This is a genomic window from Vibrio hepatarius, assembly GCF_018860525.1.
GTDB classification, from domain to species: Bacteria; Pseudomonadota; Gammaproteobacteria; order Enterobacterales; family Vibrionaceae; genus Vibrio; species Vibrio hepatarius_B.
Genome location: NZ_JAHKPM010000041.1, coordinates 20,188 through 44,704, shown reverse-complemented (window position 1 = coordinate 44,704; position 24,517 = coordinate 20,188). Strand labels below are relative to the sequence as shown.

Annotated in this window: 22 protein-coding genes; 7 read left to right on the top strand and 15 right to left on the bottom strand. The window is 40.1% G+C overall.

The genetic code is table 11. The annotated features are described in order from the left end of the window. Window positions 1-1,237: Ig-like domain-containing protein (locus tag KO511_RS11900; RefSeq protein WP_215987643.1), on the bottom strand; the 1,237-nt coding region annotated here is incomplete at its 3' end. A gap of 49 nt (window positions 1,238-1,286) precedes the next feature. Here KO511_RS11900 and KO511_RS22440 point away from each other — a divergent pair. Together KO511_RS22440 and KO511_RS11895 are read left to right on the top strand one after the other, a co-directional pair. After that, complete coding sequence (locus KO511_RS22440) at window positions 1,287-1,421, top strand: hypothetical protein (RefSeq protein ID WP_289847787.1); 135 nt, start codon at window positions 1,287-1,289, stop codon at window positions 1,419-1,421. Between the two features lie 285 nt (window positions 1,422-1,706). After that, the gene (locus tag KO511_RS11895; RefSeq protein WP_215987642.1) at window positions 1,707-1,937 is read left to right on the top strand and encodes a hypothetical protein; all 231 of its coding nucleotides are present in this window, start codon (window positions 1,707-1,709) and stop codon (window positions 1,935-1,937) included. A gap of 29 nt (window positions 1,938-1,966) precedes the next feature. Here KO511_RS11895 and KO511_RS11890 read toward each other — a convergent pair whose 3' ends face one another. From KO511_RS11890 to KO511_RS11855, 8 genes are all read right to left on the bottom strand, one after another. Continuing rightward, window positions 1,967-3,142, bottom strand: coding sequence for a tetratricopeptide repeat protein (locus KO511_RS11890; protein WP_215987641.1), 1,176 nt, complete (start codon window positions 3,140-3,142; stop codon window positions 1,967-1,969). After that, window positions 3,139-3,756, bottom strand: a complete 618-nt coding sequence (locus tag KO511_RS11885) for an energy transducer TonB (RefSeq protein ID WP_215987640.1) — start codon at window positions 3,754-3,756, stop codon at window positions 3,139-3,141. Before KO511_RS11885 ends, KO511_RS11890 begins: the two co-directional genes overlap by 4 nt. Continuing rightward, a complete protein-coding gene (locus KO511_RS11880) occupies window positions 3,756-4,160 on the bottom strand; it encodes an ExbD/TolR family protein (protein ID WP_215987639.1) in 405 nt (134 codons plus the stop codon). Before KO511_RS11880 ends, KO511_RS11885 begins: the two co-directional genes overlap by 1 nt. Further along, window positions 4,157-4,714 (bottom strand): MotA/TolQ/ExbB proton channel family protein, encoded by a 558-nt coding sequence (locus KO511_RS11875; protein WP_215987638.1) that lies wholly within the window; start codon window positions 4,712-4,714, stop codon window positions 4,157-4,159. Before KO511_RS11875 ends, KO511_RS11880 begins: the two co-directional genes overlap by 4 nt. Further along, window positions 4,714-6,063 (bottom strand): MotA/TolQ/ExbB proton channel family protein, encoded by a 1,350-nt coding sequence (locus tag KO511_RS11870; RefSeq protein WP_215987637.1) that lies wholly within the window; start codon window positions 6,061-6,063, stop codon window positions 4,714-4,716. The genes KO511_RS11875 and KO511_RS11870 overlap by 1 nt, the downstream gene beginning before the upstream one ends. Continuing rightward, window positions 6,064-6,828, bottom strand: a complete 765-nt coding sequence (locus KO511_RS11865) for a DUF3450 domain-containing protein (RefSeq protein WP_215987636.1) — start codon at window positions 6,826-6,828, stop codon at window positions 6,064-6,066. It lies immediately after the preceding gene. A 198-nt stretch (window positions 6,829-7,026) separates the two neighbouring features. Further along, a complete protein-coding gene (locus KO511_RS11860) occupies window positions 7,027-7,800 on the bottom strand; it encodes an MBL fold metallo-hydrolase (protein ID WP_215987635.1) in 774 nt (257 codons plus the stop codon). A 109-nt stretch (window positions 7,801-7,909) separates the two neighbouring features. Beyond that, window positions 7,910-8,788, bottom strand: a complete 879-nt coding sequence (locus KO511_RS11855) for a DMT family transporter (RefSeq protein ID WP_215987634.1) — start codon at window positions 8,786-8,788, stop codon at window positions 7,910-7,912. Window positions 8,789-8,901: 113 nt separating this feature from the next. Between KO511_RS11855 and KO511_RS11850 the strand changes: the two genes are divergently transcribed. The 3 genes from KO511_RS11850 to KO511_RS11840 all read left to right on the top strand — a co-directional run bounded on the left by KO511_RS11850 (window position 8,902) and on the right by KO511_RS11840 (window position 11,506). After that, window positions 8,902-9,609, top strand: coding sequence for a glycerophosphodiester phosphodiesterase family protein (locus KO511_RS11850; protein WP_215987633.1), 708 nt, complete (start codon window positions 8,902-8,904; stop codon window positions 9,607-9,609). 254 nt (window positions 9,610-9,863) lie between these two features. After that, the gene (locus KO511_RS11845; RefSeq protein ID WP_215987632.1) at window positions 9,864-10,238 is read left to right on the top strand and encodes a hypothetical protein; all 375 of its coding nucleotides are present in this window, start codon (window positions 9,864-9,866) and stop codon (window positions 10,236-10,238) included. A 164-nt stretch (window positions 10,239-10,402) separates the two neighbouring features. Continuing rightward, the gene (locus KO511_RS11840) at window positions 10,403-11,506 is read left to right on the top strand and encodes a phosphoribosylaminoimidazolesuccinocarboxamide synthase (RefSeq protein ID WP_215987631.1); all 1,104 of its coding nucleotides are present in this window, start codon (window positions 10,403-10,405) and stop codon (window positions 11,504-11,506) included. Between the two features lie 411 nt (window positions 11,507-11,917). Here KO511_RS11840 and KO511_RS11835 read toward each other — a convergent pair whose 3' ends face one another. The 3 genes from KO511_RS11835 to KO511_RS11825 form a co-directional block, all read right to left on the bottom strand. Then, window positions 11,918-12,574, bottom strand: a complete 657-nt coding sequence (locus tag KO511_RS11835; RefSeq protein ID WP_252724341.1) for a hypothetical protein — start codon at window positions 12,572-12,574, stop codon at window positions 11,918-11,920. 138 nt (window positions 12,575-12,712) lie between these two features. Continuing rightward, window positions 12,713-14,140, bottom strand: a complete 1,428-nt coding sequence (locus KO511_RS11830) for a lipopolysaccharide biosynthesis protein (protein WP_215987630.1) — start codon at window positions 14,138-14,140, stop codon at window positions 12,713-12,715. A gap of 15 nt (window positions 14,141-14,155) precedes the next feature. Continuing rightward, on the bottom strand, window positions 14,156-15,082 hold the full coding sequence (locus KO511_RS11825) for a glycosyltransferase family 2 protein (protein WP_215987629.1): 927 nt from the start codon (window positions 15,080-15,082) through the stop codon (window positions 14,156-14,158). Between the two features lie 285 nt (window positions 15,083-15,367). On the opposite strand from KO511_RS11825, the gene KO511_RS11820 reads away from it, so the two are divergent. Further along, entirely contained in the window at window positions 15,368-16,513 is a 1,146-nt protein-coding gene (locus KO511_RS11820; RefSeq protein ID WP_215987628.1) for a glycosyltransferase, read from the top strand. 643 nt (window positions 16,514-17,156) lie between these two features. Continuing rightward, the gene (locus KO511_RS11815) at window positions 17,157-18,554 is read left to right on the top strand and encodes a S8 family serine peptidase (protein WP_215987627.1); all 1,398 of its coding nucleotides are present in this window, start codon (window positions 17,157-17,159) and stop codon (window positions 18,552-18,554) included. Between the two features lie 155 nt (window positions 18,555-18,709). On the opposite strand, the gene blaALI is transcribed toward KO511_RS11815, so the two are convergent. The 3 genes from blaALI to gyrA all read right to left on the bottom strand — a co-directional run bounded on the left by blaALI (window position 18,710) and on the right by gyrA (window position 24,437). Beyond that, window positions 18,710-19,450: an ALI family subclass B1 metallo-beta-lactamase gene (blaALI, locus tag KO511_RS11810; RefSeq protein WP_252724340.1), complete on the bottom strand. Its 741-nt coding sequence runs from the start codon at window positions 19,448-19,450 to the stop codon at window positions 18,710-18,712. A 183-nt stretch (window positions 19,451-19,633) separates the two neighbouring features. Next, entirely contained in the window at window positions 19,634-21,517 is a 1,884-nt protein-coding gene (locus tag KO511_RS11805) for a methyl-accepting chemotaxis protein (RefSeq protein WP_215987625.1), read from the bottom strand. A 298-nt stretch (window positions 21,518-21,815) separates the two neighbouring features. Further along, a complete protein-coding gene (gene gyrA / locus KO511_RS11800; protein ID WP_215987624.1) occupies window positions 21,816-24,437 on the bottom strand; it encodes a DNA topoisomerase (ATP-hydrolyzing) subunit A in 2,622 nt (873 codons plus the stop codon). Window positions 24,438-24,517 lie beyond the last annotated feature (80 nt).

The window sequence follows — 24,517 nt, the reverse complement described above, 5'->3', positions numbered from 1 at the left end:
TTTGACCATCTAAGCTCAGCGCAAACTCATACGTCACATCCCCATCAACATCATTTGAAAGCTCAACATCAAATACCGCGGCGCCGCCTTCCACCACACTGTCTGAGCTGACACTTAACTCTGGCGTATCAGCATCTTGGATAGTCGTTGTTAGTTGACCACCACCTACGGTGCCAAATCCAGGCGTTATGTCTAGTTGGAAATCTTCACTACCTTCAAATACATCATCATCTGTAGTGCCAACCGAAATATTTAGCGAAGTCACACTTGCTGGCACATTTACGGTTCCGTCAGATTCAACAACAAGTATTAAACCATCAGCGGTTGTGACCGTAATCGATGATAGATCACCTAACTCAGCGGAGTTAGGTGACAATGATAGGTTTATTTGTGTCACTTGCGTGGATGGCTTATCAAAGGTAGCAACATAGATTGCAGAATCACCTTCATTAACTTGGTTTGGCCCAGTAAGTGAAACCTCTGGGATAGGTGTAACCTCAATATTCACAATGGCTGTATCGGTTCCACCGTTACCATCGTCAACCGTTATTTCAAATGCATCTCCGCCATCATAATTTGTATTTGGCGTGTAAACCCAAATACCACTCACTGAGTTGATGAAGACTTCGCCATTTGTAGGGCTCGTTGAAATTACGAATGATAATGCATCTTGAGGATTTGGATCAGTTGCAAAAATCTGGCCGCTAACAGCACTATCTTCATCAGTTACAACAAATAAATTACCAGCCAAAGGTGATTGGTTGGAATCTGTTAAAATAGGCGATTGCTGAAATTCGCGAAATTGATCAACAAGAGATAAACTCTGAGTTCGGGTTAAACCAAGCTCACCGATTAAACCTTCAGTATCAAACGCTGTTCTGGGGGATGTTTGCTCTGCTGTTCTCGCCACAGAACCAATTGTCGATGGACTAGAACCAATTTGACTACCGGAAGCAGTAGCGAATTCATCACCTAACTCAGTAGGATCATCTCCAGCTTCTAACGCGTCAATAATATCATCTATGTCTGAAGTGATATCTAAAATATTTGAATTATCGTCGGCAAATCCAATATTAATATTGGCATTTTCAGAATCAAGTTGAGAATTGGATATGAATACTTCACCAGGTGACGTTTCATCAATTGTACTTGCTACACGAACATTACCATCTCGCCCAATGATAACCGTCTGACCTGCAGATAATTTATTCGTCGCTAGATATGGCTTGACATCCATGACACCTCCAATTCTTACTAATCTCTAGCCAGTCAAAGGTATGACATAAATGCAATTAAGCACATTTCATACCACATTTAGGAAAGCCGGTGTGATCCTTATTCCAGAGGAGATACTAAACAGTATTCATATTACTATGCAAGCTATTGGTCCAAGTAAAACTGATATTTTTTCATTACCTTAACCTCTCTCTCGAAAACCAAAACGATCCAAACAGCAAAAATTAAGACACTGGATTCATATAAAATAATATTTATCGAAAAACCTCCTATTGAGTATAGTAAAAATAAAAAATGGTGCATGGTTGGTGAAACATCAGAATTGGTAATATTTTAGATCAAGATCAATTTCATTTTGTTCGTTATTTAATCAAATGCAATCTTTGATGTACAATGTATATGCACTAAGTTACAGATAAGAATAAAACTAAAAAATAATATTTAAACAATGTCAGAAGGAAGGAAGGAAAATGAAACGGGATATGTTCGGTATTTGCCTGTCTAAATCTATGCTATCGCACAACTTGTCCAGCACTTTCACTCATGTTAGAGCTTATAAAAAGTCTAAATACAGCGATGGTGTAAAAGTCATGTGCTCGTACCCGCAGCTATCTGGAGAAGAGCTGCTTACAACTATTAAGTCTTCTAGAAGTTTGTTGTGGCGAGCTGAGTTTATATGCCCAAGCCAAGTAAAATCATAAAAAAGGTGCGTATCTAATGCACACCTTCCCTATACATCTGATTGATTACTGTTTGATGATCCACGAACCTGAGAAAGGAACTTTATCCAGTTTTTAGCCTGAATTGAAGGTTCAAAACTATCAGATTGCTTGGCTTGATATAAAGCTTTATCTAACTGATTGAGCTTATAAAAAGCACGAGTTTTGACTAGAGCGACATCCGCCTTCTTATCTTTAATATTATCAAGAACAGGGATGGATGCCCTATAGTGCCCTTGCTGAACAAGAAGCTGAGCAAGATTCCAATTATATCTTGGTTCTATTCGCGCAGCTTTTTTCCAGACTGAAATCGCTGAATCCCACTCTTTCGCAAGTTGCCAATATGTTGCCTGCTCGACAAGTAGTTTGATATCCGTTTGAGCTTCTTCTAGCTCACTAATTTCGATTGCAGCTTTTTCAGGTATACCATGCTTGGAATAAAGCTGAGCTAATATACGGCGATCATTTTGACTCAGCGGCAGTCCTTTAAGCTTAGCCAATGAAAGAGTTCCAAGAGCTTGTTTTCCTTGCCCTATTTGGGTTTGTAACACAGATAATTGTCGCCACCATTGGAGCTTATTAGGTTCTATCGCAATGAGCTGCCCGAGTGTACCGATCGCATCATGTGAAAATTTTAGCGCTAATTGAGCCCCTAACTTGAGAGAAAGCGGTTGCAGGCGATCATTACTATCAGCACTCAAATAACGATCAGTTGCCACTATTACATCACGCCACTGCTCTAGCTGATAGTGAGATTGAGCAATACGCAACCAAATATCATCTTTCTGTTGAGTTGGTGGAATCACTTTAACCAGTTGATAATAATGCTTTAATGCTTGTTTAAAATCATGCTCAGTAAGATAAAGGTCTGCGAGCATACGCTGGCTAACCCAAGCCTGTTCATCTTGTAATAAACCACTGGCAACAGCATACCTCATTTTTTCAATCGCTTGCTTGGGTTTTCCATCTTGCCAATAAAACACGGCCATAACGCGTGCAACAAAGGCTTTGTCGTAGTCAAATGATGCCTTGGTTTCATGTAACACTTCGATAGCTTGTTTAAGTTTATCATTCTGAGCTAGCTGGTTCGCCTGCTGCAAACGCCCAGCAGTATAATGACTGATTTCACGAGTAACACCTAACGATGAGAAAAAAATCATAGCAATCAGAGCAAATTGTTTAATCATTTTGATAATGTAAACTCCAATTTTACCGTCTGACCTTGCTGAGAAACCGCTTTCCCATTAACAATCTTTGGCTGATATTTCCACTTTTTAATTGCATAAATTGCTTCTCGATCAAACATATACTTAGGCTGTGATTTTTGAACTTGAATATCAACAGGCTTACCTGTTGGGTCTATAGTAAACCTAACTAACACATAACCTTCCACTTGGCGCTTTACAGCCTTGGGAGGGTAACGAGGTTCAACTCGGTAAATAGGCATCGCTTGCTGCTGAATACCGAAATCACCAAATTCAGGCGCATTAATTGCCAAGCCATCAATACTGTTATCAAGACCAAGCGTTGGCTTAAGTGTATCAGAAATACTAGTGTGATTAGTATCAACACTCGACACTGGTACCTGTTTGGGCATTTTAGGCATCTTAGGCTGTTCTGGGACACTGCGCTGACGACGTTGAGTTTCTGTCTCGTTCTCAACAACAAGCATATCAAAGCGAAACGGTGCATCATCACCTAAGGTCTGTCCGTCACTAATATTAACCATCCATGCCATTAAGGCGAAAACGGTCAAAGTACATATTCCGGCCATTGGAACAGCGATTAACCATCGCACCATTACTTTTTCTCCGCTGCCAGTGCGATATTTTTAACCCCTGCTTCTTTCGCAGCGTCCATAACTTTAACTACTGTCCCATTATACGCATGCTCATCAGCCTGAATGACAAGGGCTGCGTCAGGTTTATCCAAAAGCACATGTTCCAGCACAGCTTGAACCCGTTCCACATCAATAATCCGCTTATCAATATATATGTCGTTAGACGAAGTTATTGCGACAAAAATACCAGCATCTTTTTGACTAACAGCGCTGCTTGCCTGCGGACGATTAACTTCAACACCAGATTCCCTGACAAATGAACTGGTCACAATAAAGAAAATCAGCATAATAAAAACGATATCAAGCATAGAAGTCAGATCAACTTGAGCTTCTTCCTGTTTATGATGACGTCGGCCCAGTCTCATCGCTGACTCCTTAACGATTTTTCTAATTTAATTTCTCTAACTTGGCAGGCTTTAAGCAAACGAGCATGGAAAAACATACCAAACAAGGCTGCCACCATTCCTGCCATAGTGGGTAAAGTCGCTAACGAAATCCCAGAAGCCATTAACTTCGGATTACTACTTCCCTGGTTTGCCATCACATCAAATACTGAAATCATTCCAGTCACGGTTCCCAAAAGCCCTAGCATTGGGCAAATTGCAACTAACACTTTGATGATATTTAAGTTTTGATAGAGTTTTGCATGTGCTTGAGCTAACCACCCTTCTCGTATTGAACGTGCGTACCATGACTGCTGCTCAGATCTTTCATGCCAAGCTCTAATCCAATTTGATTTTTGGGTGGGAAACTCAACAAACAGATAAATCATCCGCTCAATCATTAATATCCAACACAAAGCAACCACCCCAAATAACCACCACAGTAATTGGCCTCCCTGATGCATAAAACTCTGCAAAGATATAATTAGCTGATTTTCAATAATTAAATCGGGCAGCATTGCGGTGAATATATCCATTAAGCCACTCTCTCCAGAGGTGCCTCATTCGCCATAGAGTCTTTCTCGGCTTGCTGAGCAACCAAAGAAATGCCCTGCTTTTCGAGAATGTTGCGAATAAGCTCTGCCTGTGAACTAAGAATATTGTGCGCAAGCAAAAGTGGCATGGCGGCAATTAAACCAAGGACTGTTGTCATTAGAGCCATTGAAATTCCACCAGCCATTATTTTAGGATCACCATTTCCAAACTGAGTAATCACTTGGAATGTTTCTATCATGCCAATTACAGTACCCAATAATCCCAACATAGGTGCTAAAGCAGCTAACAACTTGAGCATAGATAAACCCTTTTCAAGTCTTGCTTGTTCATCAACCACCGCCTCAAGCAAACGCAACTCAAGAGCTTCAACAGTCAAACCTTTATCTTTTCTGTAGACAGATAAAATACGTCCAAGTGGATTTATACCCGGTGTTTGCGGGGATTTGAGTTGAACTCGAATCTTTTGTCGAGTGGTCAATAAACTCACGCCACGCACAATAGCAATGACAAGACCAACCAAAAGTAAACCAAGAATAACTTGCCCTACAACACCAGCCGAGGCTAGCCTGTCCATGAAGCTTGGGCTATGAGCTAGTTGTTCAAGTAGCACACCACGAGTTGGATCAAGTACGATTTTATTTATCTGACCAGAGCTTAATAAAGATAGAGTTGGAGTATTTTCAGGTTGCTTTGAATAAAGCTGCGCTTCGGCCTTTGTTGCATTCCACTTTAAATAGCCTGCTTGTGAAATCAAACCTAATGAACCAATCCTAAGAGCAAGTTCAGATTTAATCATTCCTTCACCATTAACAAAACTCACAGTGGTAGGCACAAGTTGTCTACTTGCTTGTATTTGCTCTTCAAGTGCTTTCCACAAGCCAGTGAGTTGTTGCATTGAAGGCAATTCAGTTGCCGCTACTACACTTTTGACAAGCTCTGTATAATGTTGCGCATCAGCGGAAGTAACTGAACTATCTAACTCAGATTCTAACTGCTTGGCATTTTGCCGAACTACGCCAAATACTTCACCAAGACTTCCCGTTTCAAGGCGAAGCTTTTCTTCTAACTGGGCGAGTTTTTTTTCATTTTCTGCAAATTGAGCAGCAAGCTGGTCATTGCGAGCTTGTAAACCATTCCGCTGTTTAAGAAGAGAGGCTTTTATTGATTTGAGCTCATTTTCAGTTTTTCGGAAAGCCGATTCACGTTCAAGGCTATGCTGCTCTTGTCGAGCATTTTCAGCTTTTGCTTGAGTAATAAGCTCATCGCTCGAATGGGCGGTAAACGGCAAAACAGATAGGCTTAAAAGACAAATTATCAACGGAAATTTCATTTATTTTGCCTCCGATACATTTAGCGTAAGAGGTAAAGTCAGTAAACTTGGAGTGGCTTGTTTATTAGCAACATCGAATGCTCTATCTAGATTCGGTTTTAGCGCACTATCAAGTGGCTGCCAATGCTTTTGTGACTGATCCCATGTCCAAGATTTACTTCCGTCTAAACTACGTGCCACTAAAGAAACGCGTCCAAGGTGAAGAACTTGCGCTTCACGGACACTTTTTTCAACAGAGATTTGGCTCTGGTACACACCAAGTTTGACACCATAATCAAGTTCTATCTGATACGCTTCAAGAATACGACGATATTTTTCAGCATCACTGACGTCTGCACGTACCATCATGTTGTCGAGTTTTTCTATTCGCTCTAATCGTGCTTCATGTTTTATGGGGAGATCTTCTTCTACTAATACTTTTAACCCAGATATCATTTGGTACATCAAAGGTACGATACCTTTACGCGTATTGTTTATCTCTTCAATCTGAGACTCAAGGTGTAATGCCTCTTTTGACTGGCTGTCCATCAATGCCAACAGATGACGTTGATAAATCTCTAAATTTTTAATCTCTTCTTGAAGTTGTTCGACTTGCGCTTGCAGGTTTAATGAATTTTCAGCAACGGTATTTATACGTTTCTGGCTGGAAGCCGAAATCGCATTGGTGCTACGTTGGATGGACTGCGCATTATCAAAATTGGTCGCGACAGTATTTGCGCTAAATGATGCCATGAGAAACGCAAAGTAAGGTTTTATTAAATTCATAGTATATCTATTTTTAGGTGGCCAATTCACTATTGAGACGCAATCTCATTTACATTTGAGGACATGTTAACGTGATTATCAAAAAATTCAATCAACTATCCGTTTACTACTCAATATAAATGTTCAAATACTCACAATTGGACAATTTTACCGCAAATTGTTAAGGAAGGACAAAGTAATGGCAGTGATAAAACCACATTACTTATCCGCGAGTCCAAATGACCAAATAGAACTGAGCAAGCTTCGAAGTTTTACTTTAGTGGCCCGCCAGTGAGTTGTTGGTGTGCAAGGTGCACTATTGACAAGGTGTTGGTATGCTCTTTCGTCTAAAGTTACCTCACCACTGTGTGCCAGTAACAACGTAGTGGGCGCCATGTCATAAACACGTTGTAGCGATTGACGGTATTTATTAGGGTGGAAAATAGGGAAAGGCGCGATGAGGCGCTGTTTAACTTCAACAATCAAGTCAGCAATATAAAGAATACCTTGTTGCTTATGATAAACTGATAAATCTCGGTCTGTATGGCCTGGTGTTTCCAATACAACCCAATCTTCAAAGTAAGGGATTGGCTGGCCATCATTCAAGGTCACATCAGGTTGCAAAAATCTCGGATACCAGAGTCTCCTTTTGGGCTTTTTTAATCTTCCTGCAACCCACCGAGCAAGAACCAAATCGGTGAAATGCATTAGCATACCATCAAGTCCACTATACCACTGCTTGCTTTTATCTGCCGACACCAATATACAACCGGTTAAATCCCTTAGCTTATGAGCTGCACCAGCATGATCAGGGTGCATGTGTGTCACGATAACCACTGTTAAGTTAGTAAAAGGCTGCTCAATCACCTCTGTAATATAGTGTTCTATATAAGGAATATCGGCCCTACTCGCCCCATCAAGTAACAAGAGTTTGCCCGAGTATTCGACAAGATAAATTTTTTGAATATATCCATTAATGGAATGCAGCTTCATTTTATTAACACAATGATAAAAAATATCAATCTATTCAACTTAGCAACCCGTTCTTAATTGAGAAGCATGTAAGGCCCATACCGTGAAGTCAGACCAGTTATTATTTACGTTACTTAGAGACTTTAAAACTGAACAATCGCCCATCGGTCCGATAAAAGATCAACGAGAGCAAGATAAGACCACATCCCAATAACTTATTGGTGGATAACTGCTCACCATACCAAAGAATACTTAGTATCACGGTCCAGATGGGTTCAAGTAACATAATTAGCGCGGCATTCGCTGGATTACAGTGCTTCTGGCCAAGTGTTTGCATAACATATCGAAGGCTGGTTGCCAGTATTACACTTGCTGCAAACCATGCCCAAATATTGATATCAACATTTTGAGGCATTGCCTCCACACAAGCCGAGACTAGCAAGGCAATAATCCCTGTAGCAAATAGCTGTATACATGTCAGCATAAGTACTGGGAGTTTTTGTACTAAACGGCTATTAACATTAAAATGTAAAGCCAATAAACATGCGTTAGTTAAGAACCAAAGTTGTCCGGGAGAACTCTTCCACCCCCCTTGCAAAGATAAAAGTGCCAGCCCTGAAACTGCAATTGGCATAGAAATCCAGAATGCTCGTTTGGGTCGTTCCTTGTATATGGCCCACGCAACAATCGGCACGATGATCATCGACAAGCTTACGATAAAAGCACCCTCGCCAAGAGTAGCGCTTAGGGTAATCGCATGGATCCAAGCTAGCAGCGCAGCGGCCAATATACTACCCGCGCTTAGCGCATGTAGAACTTGTCTCGCTGAAAATTGTAAGAGTGATTTGTAGCAAAAAGGGAACAGACAAACAGACGCGACCAAAAACCTCAGTCCAACAAAACCAAATGGCGGTAAACCTTGAATTGTCTGCTTAGAAAAAATCCACCCTAGCCCTGCTAATGCAGTCGTCGCCACTAAAATACAAATCGCTTTATTCTCTGCGTTCAATATCTCTACTCTTTGAAAGCTAATCTGCTAAATTATGATTTGAGATAGTGTCAGATTTGGTTTGCAATTGCGATGAAAAAGCCTGACTTTAATATTGGAATATAGGTAAATTAATGAAGATTATTGGCCATCGTGGTGTAGCAGGTGATTACCCTGAAAACACCAAAGTGAGTATAGAAGCAGCGGCTAAACTGGGAGTTGAGTGGGTCGAAGTCGACGTACAACCCACCAAAGACAATATTCTTGTTATTTGTCACGATCATACCATTGATCGATGCAGTAACGGCTCTGGACGCATTGATGAAAAAACATTAGAAGAACTCCGTCAATTTAACTTTGCTGCTAGGTTTGGCGATCGAACCTACACACAACCCATTATGACGCTTTCCGAGCTACTATCACTGGCTAGTGATTTAAACCTAAAGCTCAATTTGGAATTAAAAGTTGACCAACATGACAAAACCCACGTGGCTCAGCTCTTAAAGCATGATTTACAATCTTCTCAACTCAGCTGTCAGTCAATCCTGCTCTCCAGTTTTGACCACGACACTTTACTTGAGTTACATGTCGTATTACCCAACTATCAAATTGCTGTACTGACTGAAAAATTAAGCCCAAAAGATACCCAATTGCTACAAACAATTTCGGCATTTGGCTGTAATCTTAATTACAAGTTTGCGACCAAAAGAGAGGTTAGCCTTCTTCAAAAACAAGGCTTTCAAGTCTGGTGTTATACTGTTAATCAACCTTCAGACATTCAGCACCTTGGCTATTTGGATGGCATTTTCAGTGATTTTCCCGCACGTTTTTTAGAGCAATAGATAAAGTCGTGATTTGTTTGCGACTTCCTAATCAGTTAACACAGTATAAAGCACTGTGTAAGATACCATCATCACTGATTCTTTTTATTATCTTCCCGTCATAAAAATCAACATTGTTATTATAAATAATTGATTTAAATATTCTTTTTATATCTTATGGATAGAGAGCAATCAATATCATGAGGTTTTTCTTGATCAGTGTAAATAAAACAACTACTGTATATACATACAGCATATATGTGAGGGCAGTATTTATGTTTCATTTACACACAGCCAATAACTTGGCTACTACTCATTTTCATTGGCAAAAGCAGAAAGAATCTATTAAACGGTTAGCTGGGCTATCTAGCCAAAAACAATGGATCTTGTTTACTTCTGAATGCCCCAGACCAAGCCTAGAGTTATTCATGGCTTATAAAGTTAGCTGTAACAATATTATCCATATGAAGCCTTCAAAGATTTTGTGTGAACGTGACATTGTTGAAAAAGCGATCAAATCACGTAATGCAAGTGCTATTGTCGCTTCTAATAAAGTCAGCCGGTTTGATCAAAAAATACTGCATCATTTAGCTGTTGAGTATCATTGTGAAGTCTTATTCATTGAAAAAGGAACTGACCACTATCACTAAGTGCTGTCATCTAAACAGTTCCTAACGTTTCTTCTATTATCTTCCCTCGCAATGCAAACGTTTGCTTTTGGTGGCACCCAGAATTTTTTCTGGTATGATTCAACCCCAAACGGTTGTATCTATTATTACGACCTTAGGTTTCTGACTCAGATAGGATTATCCCGATGACGCTTGCTGATCAAGTTCTTGCTATAAATGATGACCTCCCCATTCGTACAAATCAACCAGTTCATAATGGTAAAGTTCGTTCCGTTTACTGGTTAACAGAGCAAGATAGTCGACGCCTCATTGAAGAGAAAAGCTATGATGTCGCACCGGATGCCCCACTTGCTATCATGGTGATCAGCGATCGCATTTCTGCATTTGACTGTATTTGGCACGGACAAGATGGCTTGAAAGGTGTACCGGGCAAAGGTGCAGCACTTAATGCTATATCAAACCACTGGTTTAGCCTGTTTCAACAAAATAATCTAGCTGACAGCCACATACTAGATATCCCTCATCCGCTAGTGTGGATCGTTCAAAAAGCTAAGCCCATTAAGATTGAAGCTATATGTCGTCAATACATTACCGGATCAATGTGGCGCGCATATGAGAAAGGCGAACGTCATTTCTGTGGGATAGAGTTGCCAGAAGGGCTAAAAAAAGATTCTCGCTTACCAGAACTACTGATGACACCTTCAACAAAGGGGATCTTAAAAAACATTCCAGGAGTACCAGAAGCTGACGATGTGAATATTACCCGGAAAAATATCGAAGATAACTTTGCAGCGTTCAATTTTTCTAGCATTAGAGATATTAGACTCTATGAAAAATTACTCAGTGAAGGATTTAGTGTAATCAACAAAGCTCTATCGGAAGTTAACCAAATTTTCGTTGATACCAAGTTTGAATTTGGTTACGTTCACGATGCGTCAGGTAACGAGAAGCTCATTTACATGGATGAGGTCGGTACTCCTGATTCATCACGTATCTGGGATAAATACGAGTACCAAAGTGGTCGTATTGTTGAAAATTCCAAAGAAGATTTCCGTCAATTTCTACTCAGCTACTTCCCTGACCCAGATATTTTGCTCAACAAAGAACGAATGGCTGAACGAGAAGCTCTAGCAAGAGATAACGAACTACCATCTGAAGCTCTAATGGATATCTCTAGAACTTATATTAATATTGCAGAAAAAATAACCGGTAAAGCCATTTCATTATCTAACAATCCAAAGCAAGAAATTATTAATATACTAAGCAACGCTTACGGTCTAATAGACTAAATATTTAATATTGGGTTCAAAGCCTTTACTACGTTTTAAACAAAATTGATGTCGGCCCTGTGGTCTACATCATTTTTTATAAAAACAGTGTTTAAAATTCGCGGTATTTTCTATAGGGCAAGACTCTATTTAAGGAACATGAGTGAGGTACGCAAAAAGCATAAGCACTTTCTGTTTCTGAACGGGCACCTTTCTTCCAATCATAAGACTAATTATTGTAAACTGCATGCCGACTTCCTGGTTCATTACTGTCTACACTCCATTCATATTACATATCCACACTAAAGAACCATTAGAATTTTCAGCTCCATTCTTAATTTAAATACAAAAATAAAGGGCATCTATGGATGTATGCCCTTTTTTGTTAATAGCACTCTATCAACATTAATTTTTTACCTATTAAAAAATGACTTAGAAAGCGAAAGTAGGTGTATTAACACCAAAATACTTCAACTCATCTTGAGATAAATAGTGCATGTCATCAGAAGACGCAGAGTAAATAGTAAACCAATAAAACTCTTCTGGCTTGCTTAACTCAACTTTATGATAATAATCAATGTATTTTTGGTGCTGTGGGGCCTCAGCTGGGACATCTGCGCCCTCTACAATCTTGCCATTTCCGTCATCCCTCGCCCATGAATGAACCCCAACTTTTGCGCCTTGTTCCACTTTACGTTCAACACCTGACAAAAATAAGTCTGTACCACCGGATTCGACTTTACTATCGCTTTCGAGCTGAGTACTTATACCCATATCATGAATTTTGGTTGCCAAACGCAAATTGGTTTCATCATCCAGTGAGCCTGGCACATTTTGCAAACGGAGAAGTTTTATATCAGGATAAAATTCCGTCATTGACTGAAACGCTTGATACGACCCCGAACAAATCTCACCGTTGACACTTGCTTGAGATAGGTTTTTATCGACAACAAAAGTCAGTGGCATCACACTGGCCTCTCTCGCCTCTGCACAATCTGATTGAAATACGTAAGGTTTTTGATATTCAGGTCTAGACTGACAACCCGCTAAGGCCACCACTGACATAAAGACTGGTAATAAAGATTTCAAGGTAACTCCACAATATATAGATACTAGGAGCATCTTATTTTTAAAGTGATTAGTTTTATATATAACCCCTGTCAGTAATTGTCATTTTTCTGTTATCAATATTTGCCCTAAATTTTATCAGAGCAGCTATATAGTTGCCTATAGTGATACGTTGCCTGTCCTAGCCTGTCCTGCTTGTCCTGTCAGTCCGATCACTGAGTATTTTAAGAAAGCCAACAGCATCATTAAAGAAACACACGTACCTAAAACAAACTCATGGACGTTAACGAACACCAAACCCAAAAGATGATCACAAACAATTGCAACGGCAGCAATGCTGACAGCGGTTATCCACTTACTGTGGTCATAAGGAAGATATTCCATCTTTTGACTGACGAAATAGAGCAGCATTAATCGAAGAACATACGTAATAGAAAGTACCCCAACAACCCCCCATACTCCATAGATTGGTGCTACTGAAAAGTAACCAATAGCAGCAAAAATCGCACATCCACCTTGCATCCACATTTGTGATTGACTTGAATCGCCACTAAAACAACCCAAATTCAAATAATCGCCTGCGCTCTTAATAACGCCAATTGCAAGCAATGCAACAACAATAGTACCCGCATATTGATAACTACTTGGCAGAATCAAAGCGATAAAACCAGGTACGGTAAGAATCATCAACGCGCCCAAAACAATAGCAAGGATTACGCCGATAAGTGCTCTATCGGCGCACACTTTATGTCCATCGGGTTGCTGAAGCATAGCAACCCGATTCGGAAACCACCAAAGCGCGTAAGGTTGTAGCAGCAAACCAAGAATTAAAGCAAACTTACCACTGACAGCATAAATCGCTAGCTCTTCGACACCAATAAAGTTCGCCATCACCCAGCGGTCTAGTCCTGTAATCATGTATATTGAAGCTCCACCCACCAATGTAGGTAGCCCAAATTTCAGGATTTTTGCTGAGTATTTGAAACAACCAAATGTTCCCATCTCTTGCCATTGATAGCGCACTATACAAACCATGAGTAACACACTAGACACCGCAGCTGAGATTAATACCCCATCAATGCCATATCCGGCTTCAAGCAACACGAAAGTCATAATGGCCTGAACACCAGCCTTCATCACATTAAGCAGGCAAAAACGCTTCGCCATCGCATTCATTCGCATTAAGGTGAGTGGGATGGAAATAACCCCGTCGAGCATCGTAGGCAAAAGCAGAAGTAATATTTGATAAGGCTGGAACTCAACGGGCAACATGAGTATTATTAAGGGCATGCTAAGTGCCATTAATAAACCTCCAACCACACACACTAAAACGCTTAACGTGAAGCAGTTCGACACGAGTTTTTTCTTGTTATCATCACCGGCGACACCCACATAACGATACATTGCGTCTACGATACCAAAGCTAAATAATATCGTACCGATATCGGCCAACAGCACAATCACCTCTAGAGAACCGTACTCTGCTAACGTCATTTTGTGAGTAATATATGGAATCATCACCAGTGAGATTCCTTTCATCATCAATATGCCAATAGCGTAATAAACCGACTGTTTTAATGAGCCCATATAGTTGCCTATCTCTTAAAAAATCGGATTTAGGAGGTTTTTACAGTCCCCAATTAAGTGTCTTAGTGTGCGCTTTTGCGGAGCCAGAACTAAAGAGTGCATATTGTAAGTGATGGCTAATCGGTTTTGTTGTAAACCTCGGTAGTAATCAGCATACCCTTCTAAGATTCTCGCCTTAGCTATTTTGAACGTGGTTGGCGACAAATTCCAACGTTCTCTCTCATTTTGATAATATTGAAGAATGGATTCTATGGATTGTAAATTGCGTAATTTTAGGCTTTCAGTTTGAGTCACTGAGCTCGCTCTCATGAGGTACCCAACCTGCACCGAATTCATTACACCAACCTGATGGGATTCGCTAAGACGGAGCCACAACTCCCAATCTTCCCCATACTTGATATCCGCGTTAAAACTACCTACTTGAGAAAAAACATCGGTTTTCACCATGACTGTCGAAGTACCAATAACGTTATTTGCAATAATAAATTCTAGCGGATTTTCAATGTTGATGAACATTCCATCCTGATCTTGAAACTGCGACCAATAACTAAAGCAGTCAATAATCACTTTGTAGTCTTCTGTCAGATGGTCATAGTTAGTAAAACTCATCGCAAGATTTGGATTACGCTGATGAAACTCGAGCTGGTGCTGGATTTTTTCTGGAAACCAAAAGTCATCTGCATCTAAAAAAGCGATATATTCTCCTGTGGCTTTTTCAATACCCAGGTTCCTTGCTTGTGGAGCGCCTACGCCCGAGGTCGATATCGTAACAATGCGTTCGTCATCTATCGTTTCTAGGTAAGCCGACGTTCCATCATCACTATTATCATTAATAATGATTAGCTCAATATCTTGATGAGTTTGCTTAAGCACGCTGTTTATTGCCTTCGGTAGGTATTTCAAACAATTGTACGTCGGGATAATCGCACTGACTCTAGCCATAATAATGTTCTCAATATTATACTCTGTAACCTAGCTAAGCATGTTCTATGCCGATAATTTGTTCTAGGAGATTAGTTTTATTTTCAGCTACCTACATATTTAATTCGCAAAATGACGATTAACCGGCTCGATAGATAAGATCAAAACACAAATTTGATTGTCATTTTGAGAAAACAAAATGATAAACATGAGAAATTAAGCAAAATAGTAGATTTGAAACACCATATAATTCTGGTTCATATTTTGCTTAATAGACTCTAATTGTCTTGGTCAAAGAATCAAAAAATGAAAAAAGTAGCGTTTATAGCACCAACTTATCCTGTACTTAGTGAGACATTTATCCAAACAGAAGTAGACTCTGTTAAAGCCTGCGGACATGATGTCTGCGTGTTGGCATTTGAGATAGAAAACAGTGATAAGTCGTTTGAATATGACATTATCAAGATTGGCCAGAATGCTAAATTAAGTCAGATAGCCAAAGTTAATTGGCTCGGTTTTTTCACGGCAATCTCCTTTATTTCTAAGCAAACTGGCCTACCTAGGAAATCGTTATTCGCTTATGGAGTAAAACTGGCTCTGCAACTCGCTGAAAAAGACATTGACCATGTTCATGCACATTTCTGCCAACATACCGCCTCCCATGCGATTGTCGCTGCAAAGCTTCTAAACATTACCTGCTCATTCGTCGCACATGGCCATGATGTTTACGAGTTCGCTTACGATCTTGAACATAAGATTTCATCGAGTGACTTTGTAGTCGCCGTCTGCAAAGACATGCTCACAGATTTCAATCGCATAGCAAAAGGCAACGTTAAGCTCCTTCATTGCGGTGTCAATACCCAACAATTTCAATTGTACCCACAAAAAAAAGTGAAACACCTACATTTCGCTTTCCTTGGTCGACTCGTCGAACAAAAAGGACTTCACTACCTGATAGATGCGCTGGCACCGATTGCTAAGCCACTTAATATTCATTTAGATGTCATCGGAACAGGAGAGTTAGAGCAGCAACTAAAGTTGCAAGTTGAGCAACAAGGTTTAACTCGACACGTCACCTTTATGGGAGCAAAGTCACATGAGTGGGTAAAAGATAATCTACCGAACTACGATAGTTTGATCGCACCATTCTGTTTCTCGAATACTGGTTGTGTGGACACAGGCCCACTGGTACTTAAAGAAGCAATGGCCGTTGGAACTCCCGTCATTACCACCAACATAATGGGTTGTAAGGAAATCGTCACTCCAGATACCGGATTTTTGGTCAACGAAAAAAGCGTCAAAGAATTAAGAGAAGCCATTGAACATTTTGCGAAATTGAGCAGACAAGACAAAACAGAATTGGGAATCAGGTCAAGAACAAGAATAGAGCAGAGTTTTAACTCGTTTAAGCAAGCTAAACAACTGTCTCACTGGATAGAGAACCCAGTTTAAGAACCTGAAAAAGTACCCCTTGCAAAATGAGCGAGGAACAAAGGTACAAATCAGAAACTAAACGAAGACTTATACTTCAAGTTTGCAAAGTACATTTTGCTATCCTATATGTCTGGTTCTTTCAATAAATCACTTATATTACTTCAGGTTAGCGATTGTCAACTAACAGGATAAATACTCACTTGAAGTGACAGCGACTACTTTTAAACATGTTGATATAGCGTGTTTACCCTTAAAAATTGACTTGTTGCGTAATGTTGAAGTCACCTACCCTCACTAAGTTTGGGCGACTCACTTCACCTACATTCCAAGGGCTAAAGTGTTACTGTACTTGGTTGTCGTTATTGACTGATATGAAATTAAAGTATCGTCTTGGCCGTTGTCTAACACTATAGATACAAGACATTTCAGACTGATTCCTAACAGCATATCTTGTATTATAATTTATATTCATTGCACAATCCTTTTAAATATGATGCCAATTTTTAAGTGACAGATCAAATTAGAGCAGGGAGCAACTAAATATATAATGTTAATTTTAAAAGTCTGATTGCAGGATATAGTTAATATTTCATATTTTATTTTTAAAACTTAACACAAATGTATAATATACTTTAACTTATAAAACACAAGGATAAAGTGCATGAACTATAAATCAAAGAATAATAAAATTAATAATATCATTAAAATATTAGTATCATTTTTGTTATTTAATATGTTTCCCTTATCGGCAGCTGAATATCCGTCTTCAAATAATCATCTTGAAAATCAAGTAGCTCTAGATACATTAAAGCGTATTACATTTTGGACGTGGGAAGAAGAGGTCTCTGCATTATTACAAGACTATAATAACATCGACTACGAAAACATAAGTGCAAATTATGTTATTAATGAGATTAACATGCATCGTTGGGGACAAGAAATAACAGAATTTTTAGACTTGGCAACATTGTTACTATCATTTCAATCAGAAGAGTACCAGAAAAGCAATCAACTTGAATTCGAGCAAGCTAAATCCATCATTAATAATCTTAGGTACACTATCAATCAGATCGTACTCAGCGTGCATCCGAGTTTTAATTTAAACTATCACTCTCTTACAAATATATATAAAGGATCAAATATAAAAATAGCAGTATTTGACTTATTTGATCCTGTGTTACTTGCCAAACAAATAGAGCACTATTCTAATGCCAATATACGAGCAATACAGAACTTTGGCGATCCGGTAGAACTTAACCATGGCAACTCGGTGATTGATGTTATTCTTGCTATTGCTCCTCAGGCCACAATTATACCCATAAGCGCGGAATCAAATACCTACCATCAAGCCATGGCTTACCTTGAAAGTAGAATCGATATCAACATCATCAATATGAGTCGAGCATTCCTTGCTGTAGATAACGAGTTAGATCCACTGTTTTCACAACAACTAACAAATATACTCAGTCGTACAATCGTCACCAAATCTCTTGGTAATACAGGAACTGACTTAGATGAGAATGTGACACCATTAAGGCAAAGTCTTGGGTTAGAGGCTACCGGAAATTTATTCTCCTATGACTTAGCATTAATTAAAGAGTTTTTGCCAACTATTAACGCTTATACCGATCACTTATTACTGGCTATTAATATAGATACTTTTGCTCAACAAATAGCAATAAGTGCCACAATTCCTGGCCATAATACTTTGGCAATATCAAGAAGTCTGAGTACGCCAGCGGATGCGGTATACTCTTGGTCCACTGGTAATTTCGAATCAGGAAGCTCTTTTGCTGCCCCGCAATTAGCAGCTATAAGTGCTCTATTATGGCAAGCTTATCTAGAGCACCATCCTCAACAAGTTCCACATGCAGCCAATAAGGTAGCCCAAGCACTCAAAATAAGTACACGCCCTTCTTATTTAAGTTCATTCAATACGGGATTAGGATTGGTCAATGCTGATAAAGCATTAGAATATATCTTAGGGCGTCAATTGAGGATCTCAAAATCAAAGATTTACTCACAGGCTAAAGAATCAGCATCATTAACAAACAATTAAAGATAAAATTACGCTTCACTCCCATCAAATATAAGATTATTTTCACAGCTAAGGGGTTACGTCAATTGTTATGTCAACCAATCGGTACTGGTTAGCTTTTATTCCTTGGCAGAAAACATGACAGCCCCCCATTGGGGGCACCTATGGGAGTGAATTTATAAACCTTCTGCGATACCGATAGTATGGGTAATACTGTCTGTCCCCTCACCAACACTGCCATGCCCAGGAACAACGAATCGAGCCTCAGGGTACTTACTTAGTACTTTTTTAGCCGAGTTTGCCCATTCTTTTTTAACAGCATCACCAGTCCATCCGATAGTGTTAACTTCACCGGCTCGAATTAAACACCCACCAAGTAAAACCTGCTCTTTTGGCAGCCAAATAACCGTATTGTCTTTGGTATGGCCAGCCCCTGGGTAAAATACTTCAATCTTATTTTCTAGCAGCACAAAGTTATCATCTGAAAATTGATGATTAGTGGCTTTTTTATGATCAGATCGTAAAAATGTATTCGTTAATACAGAAGCATATGTCTCAAAGTTATGCGCTTGTAGGTATTCTAAACCACCGGTTCGATCTTCATGAAAGTGAGAAAATACTGTTTTCTTTAGCTCTAGACCTTTGTTTTCAATCCACGTCATCAGTTGGGGCATATTGGATGCATTCCATGGTGTATCAATTAAATACGCATCCTTTCCATCAACATACAATAATGAGTTAGCGTCCATTAAAATTGGTTTATCTGGATCCTGTAGATTTTTAAATTCACGGAAAGATTTTACTAAAAAAACATTATTAGTAATTTTTTTAAATTGGAGAGGTTTTACTACATCATCCGATGCAAAAGCATGAAAGCTGATAGCAGCACTTAAAAACGCTAAAGTAATTTTAAACATAAACTTCATTCATTCTTACGATCGCTCTAACAATACAGTACAAGCCCTTTCAATAGTGTTAGTTCAATGTAAAAAAAGAGACTCATAGTCCATTTTAGGTTAAAGCTAAAGTGGCATAACTTACCCTTAGTTAAGCCACTTTATATAGACACTCTGAGTTAATCGCTTTATTTAGCTAAGTTGTTAAAGCTTAAAGCGACCAATTTCTTGCTCCAGTTGGTAAGAAAGCTCAGAAAGCTGGGCTGCTTGCGCAGCAGCGTCGTGCGCTTCACCTGCTAACTCATCAGAAACATCTCGTATACCAACGGTATTGCGAGTAACTTCCGAGGTCACAGAGGCTTGCTCTTCCGCAGCAGAGGCTATTTGCGTCGCCATATCACTAATTTGCTCTACGGCCGACTGAATTTGATTAAGACTAATTGCCGCAGAGTCCGCATCGCTAACACTAGTATCAGCCAACTGGCGGCTATCACTCATGATAGTGACTGCTTTGCCTGTTGTACTTTGTAATGTTTCAATCATTTGCTGGATTTCTTTGGTTGAGGCATGAGTGCGTTGACTCAGTACTCTAACCTCATCGGCAACCACTGCGAATCCACGTCCTTGCTCTCCTGCACGTGCGGCTTCAATTGCTGCATTCAATGCGAGTAAGTTTGTTTGTTCAGCAATGTTTTGAATGGTAGAAAGAATGGTGCTGATGCTATTGCCATGCACTTCAAGTTCCTGAATCACTTCAGTGGCAACTTCGACTTCCTGCGCTAGATTCTGAATCGAACTCTGCGTTTGTACCACCTTCTGTCCACCATGAACACACGCCGTCACAGCTTCTGTCGAATTCTGAGCGGTGTTATCTGCATTGCCCGCAATTTCTTGAGTCGCAGCAGCCATTTCATTGATAGCTGTCGCAACCATGTTGATTTCATCCTGTTGCAAACGAATCCGCGCACTACGTTCTTCTGCTTGTGAAGCCGTTTGCTTCGACTGATCAGACAGGGATGCTGAGACCTTGCTCAATTTTGAGACCATAGCATGCATGTGACCAACGAAGGTGTTAAAGTTTTCTGCCAATTGACCCACTTCATCATCACTTCTCGGTTCAAGACGTTGCGTTAAATCCCCTTCACCTGAAGCAATCTCTTCAAGAGCCTTAGATACCCGCCCAAGATCGCGAAATAAGAAGTTTACTAACCAAGAGACAACAGCAAAAACCAAAAGAGTGACGATAAGCGCTGTTAGTATCAAGTCTTGAAGTAATGCTGAATGACTGGCTTCTTCTGTTTGACGGTCCATTTCTAGAGCGAAAATCCATTCAGTACCTGGCACCCTTTTGAAGAAGTAAAACTTGTCTTGGCCATTACGTTCAACAATACTCATTGAACCTTCTTTAGCCGATCGCGTAATTGAAGCCATGGTTAACTCGCCTGCAAGAGTTGAGACGGGTTTTAGTAACAGCTCTTTATTGGGGTGCGCTAAAAATGTTCCATCTTGGGTATCAATAAGCATTGCATAAGAGTTATCACCTGCATCAAGATTAATCACATCATTGATCAACTGATCAATCAGCACATCAGCCCCAACTACGCCAATAAAGGCGCCATTTTGACGAACGGGTTCGGCAATAGTGACAAGCAATGCATTAGTTATGGCGTCTTGATAAGCTGTAGTAATAATCTGGTGGCCGGCATTATTCGCATCTTGATACCAAGGACGAACTCGAGGATCATAATCTGCACGATTTCTCTCAGGATGTGAACGGAGCATCTCTCCCCTGGGCGTGCCTAGGAAAATGTCATCAAACCCACCAGCCTGGCGCGCTTGTTGTAAAAAAGGTACCACATCACTTTGTTGGGCATTGCCATTAAATGCTTGGGCGATATCTTTACGAATTTTAATCCAATCCGAAATACCTTCTGAGGCGGTTTTGGTCAAGCTATCTGCCCTAGCAATAACGCCATTACGAGTTTGTTTAAAAAGCTGATCAGCGGAAAGCCAAGTAAGTACTCCAGCCATTAGCAATACAGCTAATAAGCTGGCACCTATGAGTTTTTGTTTTAGAGACAATTTCATGATTTTTATATTCATATAGGAATAGACTGAAGTCTTTAATTTTATCGACAAATTTTTCTCGTTGCACGTAATATTATTAAAATATCACTTGCTTGTAACTATTTGTAATAAAGTATTTTTTGAGCCGCTATAATGGCTACATTTCTTAGCAACTTTTATATATAAGCGACCGATTTTCCTGATCACTTAAATATTTTTTCTGATTGCCAGCGGAAGGGGTATATTAACTAATCTATTGAATGATAGAAAACAAAAAGCCGAGCTTAATGCTCGGCTTTTTTCTAATAAAGCAAATATATTACTGCTGTTCTTCACTATCTGAATTTGATTCTGACTCAGTCAGCTCTACGCTAGCACTCGCCTCCTCTCCTTCATCCTGAAGCAATTCAGATTCTTCAATCTCATCAATTCGCTGAAGGCCAACAACATTTTCATCGGCAGCAGTTCGAATCAAGGTCACACCTAAGGTATTACGTCCAACTTGACTCACTTCTGCAACTCGAGTACGGACTAAGGTTCCTGCGTCAGTGATCATCATCATCTCATCACCTTCTTCGACTTGAACAGCACCAACAACACTGCCATTTCTCTCAGAAACCTTAATTGAGACAACACCTTGAGTTGCACGTCCTTTAGTTGGATATTCAGCCAACTCAGTACGTTTACCGTAGCCGTTTTGTGTCACCGTCAAAATATCACCTTCATTAGAAGGAACAATCAGTGATACGACTTGATCGTCATTAGCTAACTTCATACCGCGTACACCAGCAGCGGTACGTCCCATTGCTCTAACCTTGTCTTCGGTGAAGCGGACCACTTTACCCGCTTTCGAGAACAACATGATATCACTCTCACCGTTTGTAATATCAACGCCGATCAGCGAATCATCATCACGCAAGTTTACTGCAATAAGGCCATTTGAACGAACATTAGAAAATTGATCTAAAGAGGTTTTCTTAACGGTACCATCACCTGTTGCCATAAAGATAAACTTGTCAGGGGAAAATTCACTCACGGGCAAAATGGCCGTAATGCGTTCATTCTCTTCCAAAGGCAACACATTGACAATGGGCTTACCACGAGCAGTACGCGATGCTTGTGGCAGTTGATAAACTTTAAGGCGGTAAGTCTTACCACGAGTGGAGAAGCATAAAATGTTATCGTGAGTATTAGCAACTAAAAGACGTTCAATGTAGTCTTCATCTTTCATCCTAGTTGCACTCTTACCTTTTCCTCCACGACGTTGAGACTCATAGTCACGAAGCAGCTGATACTTAACGTAGCCTTCATGAGACAGTGTCACAACAACATCTTCACGAGCAATAAGCTCTTCCATATCGATATCATGGATAGCCGCAGTAATCTCAGTACGACGTGTATCACCAAAGGCATTGCGAACCGCTTCTAGTTCTTCACGAATCACTTCCATCAAGCGTTCAGTGCTCGCCAGAATATGCATCAACTCAGCAATTTCTTCTAGAAGCTGTTTGTATTCATCAAGAATTTTCTCATGCTCTAGGCCTGTCAATTTTTGAAGGCGTAGATCTAAAATAGCTTGTGCTTGCTGCTCAGTTAAAAAATATTGGTTGTTACGAATACCGAATTGAGGCTCTAGCCAATCAGGACGAGCGGCATCTGTACCAGCACGCTCAAGCATGGTCGTAACATTACCTAAATCCCAACCACGGGCAACTAAGCCTGCTTTCGCTTCAGCAGGTGAAGGTGCACGCCGAATAAGCTCGATAATTTCGTCAATATTGGCCAGTGCAAGAGCAAGGCCTTCAAGGATATGAGCGCGATCACGAGCTTTACGCAGTTCAAAGATAGTACGACGAGTCACCACTTCGCGGCGATGATCAACAAAGCACTTGATCATCTCTTTGAGATTAAACAGTTGTGGCTGACCATTGTTCAGCGCAACCATATTAATACCAAAAGTAGTCTGCAATTGAGTATGCGTATAAAGGTTGTTTAGCACAACCTCACCGACAGCATCACGTTTACATTCAACAACAATGCGCATACCGTCTTTGTCAGACTCATCACGCAGTGCACTAATACCTTCAACTTTCTTGTCTTTAACTAACTCAGCAATTTTTTCAACCAGTCGAGCTTTGTTAACTTGGTAAGGGATCTCAGTAACGATGATCGTTTCTTTACCGTTTTTGTCAGCTTCAACACTGGCTTTGGAGCGCATGTAAACTTTACCGCGACCCGTTTTATACGCATCAACTATACCTTTACGACCGCTGATTAGCGCAGCCGTTGGGAAGTCAGGGCCTGGAATATAATCCATCAACTCATCAATAGTGATATCTTCATTATTGATATAGGCAAAACAGCCATCAATCACTTCACTAAGGTTATGTGGAGGGATGTTGGTTGCCATACCTACCGCAATACCGGAAGCACCATTGACTAGTAGATTAGGAACCTTGGTTGGCAAAACCGCAGGGATTTGCTCAGTGCCATCATAGTTTGGTACGTAATCAACGGTTTCCTTTTCGAGGTCAGCCAAAAGCTCATGAGCAATTTTTGACATTCGAACTTCGGTATAACGCATTGCCGCTGCTGAATCACCATCAATGGAACCAAAGTTACCTTGACCATCAACAAGCATATAACGCAGTGAAAACGGCTGAGCCATACGTACAATCGTATCGTATACTGCACTATCACCATGGGGGTGATATTTACCGATAACGTCGCCCACAACACGGGCAGATTTTTTATATGGTTTATTCCAGTCATTGCCCAATACATTCATCGCGAACAATACGCGACGGTGCACAGGCTTTAGGCCATCACGCACATCTGGAAGAGCACGACCAACGATAACGGACATCGCATAGTCAAGGTATGAACCTCTTAGCTCATCTTCAATGTTTACGGGCGTGATCTCTTTAGCTAGATCGCTCATAGAGCCAATATCCCTCTATTTATAGATCGTATGTACAATACGTTTAAGTCGCAAAAATATAACACACAAATGCCAAGTTC

What these genes read in the sequence shown, in the direction of transcription:
- KO511_RS22440 (WP_289847787.1), top strand. Translation starts at nt 1,287, where the DNA reads ATGCAATTAAGCACATTTCATACCACATTTAGGAAAGCCGGTGTGATC.
- KO511_RS11895 (WP_215987642.1), top strand. Translation starts at nt 1,707, where the DNA reads ATGAAACGGGATATGTTCGGTATTTGCCTGTCTAAATCTATGCTATCG.
- KO511_RS11890 (WP_215987641.1), bottom strand. Translation starts at nt 3,142, where the DNA reads ATGATTAAACAATTTGCTCTGATTGCTATGATTTTTTTCTCATCGTTA.
- KO511_RS11885 (WP_215987640.1), bottom strand. Translation starts at nt 3,756, where the DNA reads ATGGTGCGATGGTTAATCGCTGTTCCAATGGCCGGAATATGTACTTTG.
- KO511_RS11880 (WP_215987639.1), bottom strand. Translation starts at nt 4,160, where the DNA reads ATGAGACTGGGCCGACGTCATCATAAACAGGAAGAAGCTCAAGTTGAT.
- KO511_RS11875 (WP_215987638.1), bottom strand. Translation starts at nt 4,714, where the DNA reads ATGGATATATTCACCGCAATGCTGCCCGATTTAATTATTGAAAATCAG.
- KO511_RS11870 (WP_215987637.1), bottom strand. Translation starts at nt 6,063, where the DNA reads ATGAAATTTCCGTTGATAATTTGTCTTTTAAGCCTATCTGTTTTGCCG.
- KO511_RS11865 (WP_215987636.1), bottom strand. Translation starts at nt 6,828, where the DNA reads ATGAATTTAATAAAACCTTACTTTGCGTTTCTCATGGCATCATTTAGC.
- KO511_RS11860 (WP_215987635.1), bottom strand. Translation starts at nt 7,800, where the DNA reads ATGAAGCTGCATTCCATTAATGGATATATTCAAAAAATTTATCTTGTC.
- KO511_RS11850 (WP_215987633.1), top strand. Translation starts at nt 8,902, where the DNA reads ATGAAGATTATTGGCCATCGTGGTGTAGCAGGTGATTACCCTGAAAAC.
- KO511_RS11845 (WP_215987632.1), top strand. Translation starts at nt 9,864, where the DNA reads ATGTTTCATTTACACACAGCCAATAACTTGGCTACTACTCATTTTCAT.
- KO511_RS11840 (WP_215987631.1), top strand. Translation starts at nt 10,403, where the DNA reads ATGACGCTTGCTGATCAAGTTCTTGCTATAAATGATGACCTCCCCATT.
- KO511_RS11830 (WP_215987630.1), bottom strand. Translation starts at nt 14,140, where the DNA reads ATGGGCTCATTAAAACAGTCGGTTTATTACGCTATTGGCATATTGATG.
- KO511_RS11825 (WP_215987629.1), bottom strand. Translation starts at nt 15,082, where the DNA reads ATGGCTAGAGTCAGTGCGATTATCCCGACGTACAATTGTTTGAAATAC.
- KO511_RS11820 (WP_215987628.1), top strand. Translation starts at nt 15,368, where the DNA reads ATGAAAAAAGTAGCGTTTATAGCACCAACTTATCCTGTACTTAGTGAG.
- KO511_RS11815 (WP_215987627.1), top strand. Translation starts at nt 17,157, where the DNA reads ATGAACTATAAATCAAAGAATAATAAAATTAATAATATCATTAAAATA.
- blaALI (WP_252724340.1), bottom strand. Translation starts at nt 19,450, where the DNA reads ATGTTTAAAATTACTTTAGCGTTTTTAAGTGCTGCTATCAGCTTTCAT.
- KO511_RS11805 (WP_215987625.1), bottom strand. Translation starts at nt 21,517, where the DNA reads ATGAAATTGTCTCTAAAACAAAAACTCATAGGTGCCAGCTTATTAGCT.
- gyrA (WP_215987624.1), bottom strand. Translation starts at nt 24,437, where the DNA reads ATGAGCGATCTAGCTAAAGAGATCACGCCCGTAAACATTGAAGATGAG.